Source organism: Mesorhizobium sp. M1E.F.Ca.ET.041.01.1.1 (assembly GCF_003997355.1).
Lineage (GTDB): Bacteria > Pseudomonadota > Alphaproteobacteria > Rhizobiales > Rhizobiaceae > Mesorhizobium.
Genome location: NZ_RZSL01000148.1, coordinates 1 through 11,956, shown reverse-complemented (window position 1 = coordinate 11,956; position 11,956 = coordinate 1). Strand labels below are relative to the sequence as shown.

General features: G+C 65.2%; 8 protein-coding genes and 1 pseudogene. 3 read left to right on the top strand and 6 right to left on the bottom strand.

Features of this window, described 5'->3' with window-relative positions; translation table 11 throughout:
* Positions 1-2,269 (bottom strand): glucose/quinate/shikimate family membrane-bound PQQ-dependent dehydrogenase (locus tag EOA38_RS14735; protein ID WP_145965965.1); only part of this gene is annotated, 2,269 nt, incomplete at its 3' end.
* A gap of 180 nt (positions 2,270-2,449) precedes the next feature.
* Between EOA38_RS14735 and EOA38_RS14730 the strand changes: the two genes are divergently transcribed.
* Positions 2,450-5,209, top strand: a complete 2,760-nt coding sequence (locus tag EOA38_RS14730; RefSeq protein ID WP_127299515.1) for a UvrD-helicase domain-containing protein — start codon at positions 2,450-2,452, stop codon at positions 5,207-5,209.
* A gap of 9 nt (positions 5,210-5,218) precedes the next feature.
* Here EOA38_RS14730 and EOA38_RS14725 read toward each other — a convergent pair whose 3' ends face one another.
* The 5 genes from EOA38_RS14725 to EOA38_RS14705 all read right to left on the bottom strand — a co-directional run bounded on the left by EOA38_RS14725 (position 5,219) and on the right by EOA38_RS14705 (position 10,189).
* On the bottom strand, positions 5,219-6,277 hold the full coding sequence (locus EOA38_RS14725; protein WP_127299514.1) for an ABC transporter permease: 1,059 nt from the start codon (positions 6,275-6,277) through the stop codon (positions 5,219-5,221).
* Positions 6,277-7,071: an ATP-binding cassette domain-containing protein gene (locus EOA38_RS14720; protein WP_126093117.1), complete on the bottom strand. Its 795-nt coding sequence runs from the start codon at positions 7,069-7,071 to the stop codon at positions 6,277-6,279. The genes EOA38_RS14725 and EOA38_RS14720 overlap by 1 nt, the downstream gene beginning before the upstream one ends.
* Before the next feature lie 82 nt (positions 7,072-7,153).
* On the bottom strand, positions 7,154-8,167 hold the full coding sequence (locus EOA38_RS14715; protein WP_127299513.1) for a substrate-binding domain-containing protein: 1,014 nt from the start codon (positions 8,165-8,167) through the stop codon (positions 7,154-7,156).
* 82 nt (positions 8,168-8,249) lie between these two features.
* Positions 8,250-9,155, bottom strand: coding sequence for a sugar phosphate isomerase/epimerase (locus EOA38_RS14710; protein WP_189434678.1), 906 nt, complete (start codon positions 9,153-9,155; stop codon positions 8,250-8,252).
* Between the two features lie 2 nt (positions 9,156-9,157).
* Positions 9,158-10,189 carry a Gfo/Idh/MocA family oxidoreductase gene (locus tag EOA38_RS14705; protein WP_127299511.1) on the bottom strand — a complete coding sequence of 344 codons (1,032 nt, stop codon included), beginning with the start codon at positions 10,187-10,189 and terminating at the stop codon, positions 9,158-9,160.
* A 198-nt stretch (positions 10,190-10,387) separates the two neighbouring features.
* Here EOA38_RS14705 and EOA38_RS14700 point away from each other — a divergent pair, with 198 nt between their 5' ends.
* Positions 10,388-11,413: a LacI family DNA-binding transcriptional regulator gene (locus EOA38_RS14700; protein ID WP_127299510.1), complete on the top strand. Its 1,026-nt coding sequence runs from the start codon at positions 10,388-10,390 to the stop codon at positions 11,411-11,413.
* Between the two features lie 321 nt (positions 11,414-11,734).
* Positions 11,735-11,956, top strand: a pseudogene (locus tag EOA38_RS14695) (hypothetical protein); the annotation flags it as partial.

Sequence of the window (11,956 nt, the reverse complement as noted above, 5' to 3'; positions counted from 1 at the left end):
CCGAGCCGTGACCGCCGGCGACGATGACGACGAACTGGCGGCCGTCGGCGACCGTGTAGGTCATCGGCGTCGACTGCCCTCCCGCGGGCAGCCTTGCCCGCCAGAGCTGCCTGCCGGTGGTGAGATCGTAGGCGCGCAGATAATCGTCGACCGCGGCGCCCAGGAAGGCGACCCCGCCGGCGGTGACCATCGGCCCGCCAATGCCCGGCACGCCGACCTTGAACGGCAGCGGCAGCGGCGTCATGTCGTAGACGGTGCCGTTGCGATGCTTGTAGGCGATAGTTCCCGTCCTGAGATCGACGCCGGCGACATAGCCCCAGGGCGGCGCCTGGCAGGGAATGCCGAGCGGCGACACGAACGGTCCCATCACCACCGCGTAAGGCGCGCCCTCGTTGCGGTTGAGCCCCTGTTCGCTGCCTTTGGTGTTGTCGCCCGGCGGCGGCACGTCAGCGCGCGGAATGAGCTTAGACGTGAAGGCGAGATAGGTCGGCATGCCGAACATCACCTGCCGCACCGGGTCGACCGCGACGCCACCCCAGTTGAAGACGCCGAAATTGCCGGGATAGATCAGCGATCCCTGCAGCGAGGGCGGCGTATAGCGCCCCTCATAGCGCAGCTTCCTGAGCTCGATCCGGCACGCCAGCTGGTCGAACATGGTGACGCCCCACATGTCGGCGCCGGTCAGCGGCTTGGGATTGAAAGACAGGTCCGATTCCGGCTGTGTCGGCGAGGCATGGTCGCCTTCGATCGCGCCGCCCGGCGCCGGCATTTCCTTCACCGGGATGATCGGCTCTCCGGTGCTCCGGTCGAGCATATAGAGGTCGCCCTGCTTGGTCGGCCCGACCAGTGCCGGCACGACCGTGCCGTTGACCGAGGTGATGTCGACCAGCGTCGGTTGGGCCGGCACGTCCATGTCCCACAGATCGTGATGCACCAGCTGGCGAACCCAGCGCAATTGCCCGGTGTTGAGGTCGAGCGCGGTGATCGAGGAGGAGAATTTCTCGGCATTGGCGCTGCGGCCCATGCCGAGCTGGTCCGGCGTTTGGTTGCCGAGCGGCACATAGAGCAGGCCGAGCTTCTCGTCGGCGCTCGCCGTCGACCACATGTTCGGCGAGTTGTTCGTGTATTTTTGCCCCGCAGGCAGCGGCGTCGTCTGGTCCGGATTGCCGGAATCCCAATTCCACAACAGCGCGCCAGTGCCGGCGTCGTAGGCGCGAATGACGCCCGAAGGCTCCTCGGTCGAATAATTGTCGTTGACCGCGCCGCCGACGATGATCTTGCCGGCGACGATCAGCGGCGCCGAGGTCGAATAATAGTAGCCCGACTTCGGATAGGGCATGTTGGCGAGCAGGTTCAGCGTCCCGCCTTCGGCAAAGGACGGACATACCTGGCCGTTCGCGGCATCGAGCGCGATCAGACGCGCGTCGGACGTCGGCAGATAGACACGCGCGGCGCATGGTTGTCCGGCCGCGATCTTGGCATCGGCGTAATAGGAAACACCGCGGCAGGTCTGATGCTGGCGGTCGGGGTCCAGCTTGATCTTCGGATCATAGCGCCACTTCTCCTTGCCGGTCGCGGCATCGATGGCGATGGCGAAGTTGTGCGGCGTGCAGATGAAGAGTGCATCGCCAACTTTCAGCGGCGTCACCTGATAGGTCGTCTCGCCGATATCGTCGGGACCTTTCACATCGCCGGTGCGATAGGTCCAGGCCGGCTGCAGCCTGGCGACATTGTCCGGCGTGATCTGGTCGAGCGGCGAGTAGCGCTGGCCGAACGGCGTGCGGCCGTAAAAATGCCATTCGCCGGCCTGCATGTCGCCGCCGAGATTGGCCGTCGGCGCCACCTTGTCGGAACCCAGCGTGCCGCCGATGTCCTTGGGGTCGGCCGTCATCGAGTACCCCGCGACCGCAAGCGAGGCCAACACCGCCAGGATCAGCGGCGCCCGCCCGTCAGGACCAGCGAACCCGCGGCGTGCCCACGGCGTCAGCAGCCACAGCGCGATAAGCACGATGACGCCGCCGCGCGGAGCGAGCTGCCACCAGTCGAAGCCGATCTCCCAGACAGCCCAGCACAGCGTGGCGATCACGAACGCCGCGTAGAGCCATAACGATGTCGACTTGCGGCGGAAGACAAGAAAGGCGGTGATCAGGAAAGCAAGGCCGGCAATCACGTAGTACCAGCTGCCGCCCAGCGAGACCAACCAGACGCCGCCGCCGCCGAGAACCATGCCGATGAGGAAGAGGACGAGGGAGGTGATGGTGACAGCCAAGATGATACTCCTTCGACTGTTGCGCCGCGCGGCGCCTCTCAGGCAACGGCGTGCCGTCCCTGCCCTGCCGGCAGCTTTCCCTCCCCGGCCGCGCCTGTCAAGCGAACCAGAGCAGCGCAAAAATGGAACAAAACGTAGACGCTTCTGGCCTTTCGCTGCCGAATCACTACATTCGGGGCGATGTCCGGGTTTTCGGAAGACATGCCCTTCTTTGACGAACCGAATGCGCGGCCCGCGGCCCCGTCCGGCATTGCCGCGCGCGCCATGGCCGCCCGCAGCGCTCAAAACAGCGCGCCCGACTATCTGAAGGGCCTCAATCCCGAGCAGCGGCTTGCCGTCGAAACAACGGAAGGCCCGGTTCTGGTTCTGGCCGGAGCCGGCACCGGCAAGACGCGGGTCTTGACCACGCGCATCGCCCATATCCTTGCCACCGGCAGGGCTTTCCCATCGCAGATCCTCGCCGTGACCTTCACCAACAAGGCCGCGCGCGAGATGAAGCAGCGCATCGGCTTGCTGATCGGCGAAGGCAATGTCGAGGGCATGCCCTGGCTCGGCACCTTCCACTCGATCGGCGTCAAGCTCTTGCGCCGTCACGCCGAGCTTGCCGGGCTGAAATCCGATTTCACCATCCTCGACACCGACGACGTGGTGCGGCTGATCAAGCAGATCATCCAAGCCGAAGGGCTGGACGACAAGCGCTGGCCGGCCAAGCAGTTCGCCCAGATGATCGACAACTGGAAGAACAAGGGCCTCGGCCCGGACGAGATTGCGGAAGGCGATGCGCGCAGCTTCGGCAACGGCAAGGGCCGCCAGCTCTACAAGGCCTATCAGGAGCGGCTGCAGACGCTGAACGCCTGCGACTTCGGCGACCTGCTCTATCACCCGATCCGCATCTTCCGCGCCTATCCGGACGTGCTGAAGGACTATCACCGCAAGTTCAAATACATCCTGGTCGACGAGTACCAGGACACCAACACCGCGCAATACATGTGGCTGCGCCTGCTGGCGCAGCGGCCGGGAACGCCGAGAAATGGAACTCCGGGCGGCCGCGCACCGAGCACTTCGAAGTCCACCATCGATAGAACAGAGGGCGGCCACTACAGACCACCAGTTCCCGAAGAGGAACCGCTAGACCGCAGCGATGAATGGGATATTTCGGCCGAAGGCCGCAAGCCCGACCGGGCGTCCGAGCCGTTGCGAGGCCCCCGCGGAGGGCCCGCGCCGGCAGGCGCGGAACAGCCCGTGAGCGAAAACAGAGTAAACATCTGCTGCGTCGGCGACGACGATCAGTCGATCTATGGCTGGCGCGGCGCCGAGGTCGACAACATCCTGCGCTTCGACAAGGATTTTCCTGGCGCCACCATCATCCGGCTGGAGCGCAACTACCGCTCGACCGCGCACATCCTGGGCGCGGCCTCGCACCTCATCGCCTACAATGAAGGCCGCTTCGGCAAGACGCTGTTCACCGACCGCGACGACCCCGAGGACGACAAGGTGCATGTCCATGCCGCCTGGGACTCGGAAGAAGAAGCGCGCGCCATCGGCGAGACGATCGAGGCCTACCAGCGCCAGAAGCACAATCTGAACGACATGGCGATCCTGGTGCGCGCGTCCTTCCAGATGCGCGCCTTCGAAGACCGTTTCATCACGCTTGGCCTCAACTACCGCGTCATCGGCGGCCCGCGTTTCTACGAGCGGATGGAAATCCGCGATGCGCTGGCCTTCTTCCGTGTCGTTGCCAACGGCGGCGACGACCTCGCTTTCGAGCGCATCGTCAACGTGCCGAAGCGCGGGCTCGGCGAAGCCACCATCCGCCAGATCCACGACACAGCGCGGACATTACGCATCCCGATGCTGGAGGCCGCCGCGACGCTTGCCGAAAGCGACGAGCTGAAGCCGAAACCGCGCGCCGCCTTGCGCGAAGTCGCGGCCAATTTCGAGCGTTGGCAGAAGGCGCTGGAGACCAAGCCGCACACCGAGCTCGCCGAGACCATTCTCGAGGAGAGCGGCTACACCGACATGTGGAAGAACGACCGTTCGGCGGAAGCGCCCGGGCGGTTGGAGAACCTCAAGGAGCTGATCCGCTCCATGGAGGAGTATGAGTCGCTGCGTTCCTTCCTGGAACATGTCGCGCTGGTCATGGAGGCCGAGCAAGGCGAGTCGCTCGACGCGGTCTCGATCATGACGCTGCATTCGGCCAAAGGTCTCGAATTCGAGACCGTCTTCCTGCCTGGCTGGGAGGAAGGCCTCTTCCCGCATCAGCGCGCGCTCGACGAAGGCGGCCGCTCCGGCCTGGAGGAAGAGCGCCGCCTTGCCTATGTCGGCCTGACGCGCGCCAAGAAGAACCTCCACATCTGGTTCGTCTCCAACCGTCTCATTCATGGCCTGTGGCAATCGACGATCCCGTCGCGCTTCCTCGACGAACTGCCGGAAACCCATGTCGATGTCGCCGACGGCGGCAATTCCTACGGCGGCTACGGCAATCCTTATGGCGGCGGCTCATTTGCCTCCGGCCGCGGCGGCGGCCGGCAAAACCCTTACGGCGCGTCGCGCTTCGACAATATCGGCGCCGAGAAATCGGGCAGCTTCTCCAACACCTATGCGACGCCTGGCTGGCAGCGCGCGCAAGCCAACCGCACCGAGGCGACCGACCGCAACTGGGGCACCCGCTCCGGCCACCAGGTCGAGCGCATCGGCTATGGCGAGACCGACAGCGGCTATGGCGCCGGCAGGACGAGCGTGAAGGGCCGCACCATCGAGGGCGAGCTGGTCGCCAAGTCCGTCGCCGATACGCCGTCAGCCTTCAACGTCGGCGACCGCGTCTTCCACCAGAAGTTCGGCAATGGCAACATCGCGGCCATCGACGGCAACAAGCTCACCATCGACTTCGACAAGGCCGGCCAGAAACGCGTGCTGGACGGCTTCGTCACCAGCGTTTGATCAGCCCCCTCACCGATACCTTGCCTGGTTCCATTTGTGGCCGAGCAGCGACAGGATGATGATCAGCCCGTTGAAGAACTGGACGTAAAAGCCGCTCAGGCCCGCCGCCACCACGCCGGTCTGGATGAACGAGACGGTGACCGCGCCGATCGCGCCGCCGACGACCGTGCCTATGCCGCCCCAGGTCGGCGTACCGCCGACGAACACCGACGCCAGCACCGGCAACAGATAGCCGTCGCCCGCCGTCGGCCACCAGGTGAAGTTGATCATCACCGAGAAGGTGCCGGCGATCGCGGCTCCGATGCCGGTGAAGACGAACACCTTCACCCGCACGCGCTTGACGTCGATGCCCATCTGCTTGGCGCTGTCCGGATTGTCGCCGACCACCTTCACCTGCGCGCCGAAGCGGTGGCGGTTGTAGAGCAGCGCCGAGAAGACGACGAAGGCGATGGCCCAGAAGATCTGCACTGGGATGCCCCAGATCTGGCTGGAGAAGATCGCGTAGGCCGAGCTGTCGGCCAGACTGGTCACCGCCGTCGACTTGCCCTCGTTGATGATCTGGATCAGGCCGCGCAGCAGGAAATTCATGCCGAGTGTGGCGATCAGCGACGACAGCCCGCCATAGACCACCAGCGATCCGACCAGGAAGCCGAGCAGCGTGCCGGTGACGAGCGCGGCGGCAATGCCGAGGAACGGATCGTAGCCGGCCTGCACGACCAGCGCGAACACCCAGGAGGCAAAGCCCATCGTCGCCGGAAACGACAGGTCGATCTCGCCGCAGGTGACGACGAAGACCAGCGGCACGACCACGAACAGCGCCACCGGAAGCGTCGTGAGCACCGAACTGTAGAGATACCAGGTGGTGAAGACGGTCGGGTTGGCGATGATGAAGACCGCCATCATGACGATGAACACGGCGAGCGTGCCGAGGGCGGCGCGGTTGTCGAGGACGAAGCCGCGCAGCCAGTGGTCGGAGGGATGGTTCCACTTCTTGCCTGATTCCTTGGCTGCTTGGCCGCTTGCCCTTCCCAGAGGCGTTTGCAGATCGGGTTCCATGGCCTTGCTCATCACGCTCTCTGCTCCGCTCCGCCTGCCTCATGCAGCCCCGGCAAGCCGCCCGGGTGTGCTACGTCTTCCATGAAGTTGATGAGGTCTTCGGCCGATTTGACCTCGCTGCGGTCGGCGGTGAGCGCCACCTTGCCGCGGTCGAGCACCACGAAGCGGTCGGCAATGTCGAAGACATGATGGATGTTGTGGCCGATGAACAGGATCGACCGGCCGCTTGCCCGCACCTGGCGCACGAAATGGAAGACCTTGGCGGTCTCGGTCAGCGACAGCGCCGTCGTCGGCTCGTCGAGGATGATCAGCTCCGCCTGCTTGTAGATGGCGCGCGCGATCGCCACGCCCTGGCGTTCGCCGCCCGAAAGCTGGCCGACGATGGAATGCGGCGTGAACACTTTCGAGGTGAAGCCGATCTCGCGCATCAGCCGGCTCGCCTCCTCGATCTCCTTGTTGACCTTCAGCCAGCCCAGCCAGCCGGTGAGCTCGCGGCCCATGAAGATGTTGCGCACGATCGTCTGCTGCACGGCGAGAGCCCGGTCCTGGAACACGGTCTCGATGCCGGCGTCGCGCGAGCGCGCGGCGCTCCATCCGGTGACCGGCTGGCCGCGCACGAGGATCTCGCCGCTGGTCGGCTTGACCACGCCGGACAGGATCTTGATCAGTGTCGACTTGCCGGCGCCGTTGTCGCCGATCAGGCCGACCACCTCGCCGCGATCGACGCTGAGGTTGACCCCGCCCAGCGCATAGACCTGGCCATAGGATTTCTTGATGTCGCGCAGTTCGATGATGCGTTCGGCCATGCGATCCTCGCCTTGATTGTCGCTTGCCGGCGTCGCCGGCGGTCCTGCCGGCCGGGTCGAGCCCGGCCGGCAGCCTGGGAGGTCAGCGCAACGCCTGCTTGGCGAGCTCTGAGACGATCTCGTAGTTCTGCGGCGTCACGAAGCCGGCGCCGGTGTCGACATTCATCGGCGCGAGGCCGAGCACCGCTTGCTGGCAGAGGCTGAGGATCGGCAGATAGCCCTGCAGGAAGGGCTGCTGGTCGGCGGTCAACTGCACCCAGCCGCCCTTGAAGCCTTCGACGATCTGCGGACTGGTGTCGAAGCCGAAATTGAAGATGTCGCCCGGCTTGCGACCCGCCGCCTGCATGTAGGTGGCGACATTGCCGAGCATCTGGCCGCCGGGATAGCCGACCGCCTTGACATCCGGGTGGTTTAGCAACGCTGCCGTGATCACCGGAATGGCAAGGTTGGGATCGGACGCCCATTCGCCGCTCGGCGGCGAGGAGAGCTGGATGACCTCGACACCCGCTTCCTTCAGCGCCGCGACCGTGCCGCGCTCGCGCGCGCCGCGGTTCTCGTTCTCGAACGGGCCGATCATGATCGCCTTGTCGCCGGCCTTGAGCTTGCCGAGCTTGAAGGCCTCGGCGCCGAGCGCGCGGCCCTGCTGTTCCTGCTGCGCGCCGACATAGCCGCCGCCGAACGCCGCCACCACCTTCGGCACGGGCACGTTCTGGTACATCATCTTGATGCCGTCCTTATGCGCCTGCTCGGCCAGCGGCATGATCGCGGCGTCGCCCGGATGGCCCATCATGGCGATGCCGTTCGGCTTGACCGCCACCGCCTCGCGCAATTGCTGCACCATCTTCTCGACGTCCCACTGGGAGAAGATGTAGTCGACTTTCGGTCCGAGATCGGCGGCCGCCTGCTTGGCGCCATTGTAGACGATGGTGCCGAAGGCGTCGCCCTCGGCGCCGCCGACGAAGAAGCGGATATGGACGTCCTTGCACCATTGGGCGTCAAGCGCCTTTGCCGGCAAGGTGGAAATCGAGGCGCAGAGCGCCGTGGCGGCCGCCACGACGGTCGAGCGTAGAACAGTCCTTCTGGTCGTCATGCTCATGCACGTTCCTCCCTTTTGTTCCCTCGCGATCAAGGGCTTCGACAGTGATTCGGATCGGCCGGCTCCTCCCGCCGGCCGGCACTCAAACCGGATTGGGCAGGTAGCTGTTCCCTCCCCGGCATTGCTTCAGATAGTCGAGCGCGCGCACTTGGCCGGTGATCTCGAGGTCGCCGCGATAGACCGGGTCGTGCCAGCCTTCGATGTCGATGGCGCCCTTGTAGCCGGCCAGCCGCAATTCGCTGATCACGCGCGTCCAGTTGCTGTCGCCGAAGCCCGGCGTGCGCATCTGCACGAAGGGCAGGCGGCCGAACACGCCGTGCTCGCGGATCACGTCCCAGCGCACGGTCGCGTCCTTACCATGGACATGGAAGATGCGCGGCGCCCATTTGCGGATCTGCGGGATCGGGTCGATCAGATAGACGAGCTGATGGCACGGCTCCCACTCGAGGCCGAGATTGTGGTTGGGCAATTCATTGAACATCAGCTCCCAGGCATCCGGGTTATGCGCGATGTTCCAGTCGCCGCTCGCCCAGTTGCCGTCCATGGCGCAATTCTCGAAGGCGATGCGCACGCCCTTGTCGGCGGCGCGCTTCGCCAATGCCCCCCACACTTCTCGGAAGCGTGGCAGGCTGTCGGTCAGCGGTTTGCCGCGGATGCGGCCGGTGAAGCCGCTGATCAGCGAGGTGCCGAAGAGGTGCGCATTGTCGATCACGGTCTCCCAGGCCGCGAGCACGCCGCGATCGGTATCGCCGCTTTCCAGCGGATTGCCGAAAACGCCGATCGAGGAAACGGTCACGTCGGCATCGCCGATCGCCTCGTGTATCTCTCCAGCCAACCGCCGCAGATCCTTGCCGCCCAGCGTCTGCCAGAAGAAGGGCTGGATGCTCTCGAAGCCGAACGGCAGGATCTGTTTGATGTAGGCGGCCGGGTCGTCGAGATTGGCCCGCACCATGGTGCCGATCCTGATGTCGAGAAGCGGGTTTGGCATCGTCATCCTTCCTGGGTCGCGATCGCCACGCGCCGTCCGGTCTCCGCGCTTTCGATGGCGCCGAAGACCATGGCCAGGCTCTTGATGTTGTCGGTGCCGCGCGTCTCCGGCTCGGTGCCGGTTTCGATCGCGCGCATGAAATCCTGGATGATGCCGAGATGGCCGCCCACCCGATCAGCGGCGTCGAGCGCCGGCACCTCGATCGGCTGCGTCTTGTCGATAATTCCGTCGCGGCCGGACGCAATCACCTCCGCCTTCAGCCCGCCATGTCCGTCCCACAACAGGCTGCCGCGCTCGGCGACGATACGCCAACTGCCTTCCCAACTGGTGCGGAAACCGTCGGCGCACCAGGAGCCGGCATAGGTGAAGACCTTGCCACCGCCGAGGTCGAAGACGGCGCTCGCCGACGAGCCCTGCCGGTACCAGGAACTGGCCGGCTCCCACTCCTGGCAATAAACGCTGGCCGGCTCGCCGGCGACCATGTAGCGCGCGGCGTCGAAGGTGTGGATCGCCATGTCGAGTAGCAGGACATGCGCCATCTCCTCGCGAAACCCGCCGAAATGCGGCGCGATGAAGAAATCGGCATGGATGCTGGTCGGCTTGCCGATGGCGCCGGAGTCGAGGAAGCGTCTGATCCGTCTGACATTGGTGACATAGCGCCGGTTCTGGACGACCGCGTGGATGCGGCCCGCGCGGCGCGCCGCTTCGACGATGGCGCGCGCGTTCTCGGGGCTGTCGGCGAGTGGCTTCTCGGTGAGCAGATGGCAGTGATGGGCAAAAGCCGAAAGCGCGACCTCGCGGCGGGCCGCCGGAACCACGACATCGAATACGGCGTCGGGCTTCGTCTCATCGAGGACGGCGTCGAGGCTGGTGCCGACGACTGCGTTGGCGAGCTCGTATTCGCGCGCCCTCGCCTCAGCCCGCGCCGCATCGAGATCGACGAGGCCGGCAATGGCGAGCCCCTCGATCTGCCTTGCGGCATCGAGCCACTGCCTGCTCATGGCTCCGCACCCGACCAGGACGACCTTCATCATCCAGCGCTCCTCCTCCGCTCGGCCCCTCCAGGCCGAGTGTCACGGCAATCCACGGCATCACCGTAAACGTTTTTCCGTAAACGTTTACGACAACACACCCGATAGCGTAGAATGTCAATCACCTGCTCGCGAAAATCGACATCCACTGCTTGGCCTGAAGGGCGGCCGGTGCTAGCGAAGACAGGGGGAGAACCGGCCTTGGCGTCCAGCATCCACGATCTCGCGCGTCACCTGAACATTTCGATCGGCACCGTGTCCCGCGCGCTGAACGGCCGCGCCGATGTCAATGCGGAGACGCGCCAGCGCGTGCTCGAGGCCGCCAGGAAGCTGAACTACGCGCCCAACCAGTCCGGCCGGAGTCTGAGGAAAGGCGCCACCCATTCGATCGCCTTCATGCTCCAACCGCATCCCGGTGACCAGCAATATGGCGAGCCGTTCTTCATCCCGTTCCTGACCGGTCTGCAGGCGCGGCTCGCCGAGTATGACCTGGATCTGATGGTCGTCATGGGTGAGCCCGGTCAATATCAGCAGGAGAGGCTGCGCCGCGTGGTTGAGACGCGCCGGGCCGACGCGGTCGTGTTGGCCAATACACGGCGGGAAGACGATCGGATCGACTATCTCAGCAAGGCGGGCTTTCCCTTCGCCACGCTTGGCCGAAGTCAATCCGGCGGCGACACCTATCCTTCGCTTGATATCGATTTCGAGAGAGCGGGTGATGAAGCCGTCGACCGGCTGGTCGCGCGGGGCCACCGCCGCATTGCCGCCATCCGCCCTTCGCTTGATCTCAACTTCGGCTACCTGTTCCTCGACGGCTACCGCAGGGCGCTGAAGAGGCACGGCATCGAAGTCGACCCCGGCCTGATCGCCGACGGCTTCATCAACGAGGCCGGCGGCTACCAGGTGACGCCGCGCGTCATGCTCTCCAAGGACAGGCCAACGGCGATCATCTTCAACAATGACGCCATGGCGCTCGGCGGCTGCAAAGCACTGGCCGAGATGGGCATCAGGCCCGGCCACGACATAGCGGTGATCGTAATCGTCGACACGCCGCTTTGCCGCTACTTCTCGCCGGCGCTGACCGCCTTCCGTCCGTCGCTGGAGCCCATGGGCCGGCGGCTGGCCGAAATGCTGCTCGCCTCGCTCCCCGCCTATGCCGGCCCGGAGGGACCGCGAACCGTCCGCGAGGTCTGGCCGCTGGAGCTGATCGCGCGGGAAAGCGATTGAGCACCCTCTCCTTCTCCCCTTGTGGGAGAAGGTGGCCTCGCGAAGCGAGGTCGGATGAGGGGTGTTGGACGGATCGCTGCGTCAAAGGATTAAGCGCTTATAATCCTTTGATTTTCTTGCGCCTCATTTCTTCCAACACCCCTCATCCGTCTCGGCGCTGACGCGCCGATCCACCTTCTCTCACAAGGGGAGAAGGGGGAAGTGCACCCCTCTTGTCACGCAACCATCACGTTCACGTCCTAGACCGTTCGAGGGCCGCCGCATCGCCGATGCCGCGCTCTTTCAGCCATGGCCGCTCCGCTCGTCACAAGGGGATATTTCATGAAGCATCTTACCCGAACCGTCGCGCTCGGCGCGGCACTTGCTCTGTTCACCGCCCTCACCCCGGCGCGCGCCGAAGGCGTCGCCTATGTCAACAAGGGGCTTGTAGGCGTCGGCCGCATTCCGGCCGGCCAGAAGGACAAGTTCGGCGAGACTTTCGGTTCGGGCTCCGGCATGTCGATCGACACCAAGTCCTGGGCGCGTGACGGCGCCGGCTACAGG

What these genes read in the sequence shown, in the direction of transcription:
- EOA38_RS14730 (WP_127299515.1), top strand. Translation starts at nt 2,450, where the DNA reads ATGTCCGGGTTTTCGGAAGACATGCCCTTCTTTGACGAACCGAATGCG.
- EOA38_RS14725 (WP_127299514.1), bottom strand. Translation starts at nt 6,277, where the DNA reads ATGAGCAAGGCCATGGAACCCGATCTGCAAACGCCTCTGGGAAGGGCA.
- EOA38_RS14720 (WP_126093117.1), bottom strand. Translation starts at nt 7,071, where the DNA reads ATGGCCGAACGCATCATCGAACTGCGCGACATCAAGAAATCCTATGGC.
- EOA38_RS14715 (WP_127299513.1), bottom strand. Translation starts at nt 8,167, where the DNA reads ATGAGCATGACGACCAGAAGGACTGTTCTACGCTCGACCGTCGTGGCG.
- EOA38_RS14710 (WP_189434678.1), bottom strand. Translation starts at nt 9,155, where the DNA reads ATGCCAAACCCGCTTCTCGACATCAGGATCGGCACCATGGTGCGGGCC.
- EOA38_RS14705 (WP_127299511.1), bottom strand. Translation starts at nt 10,189, where the DNA reads ATGATGAAGGTCGTCCTGGTCGGGTGCGGAGCCATGAGCAGGCAGTGG.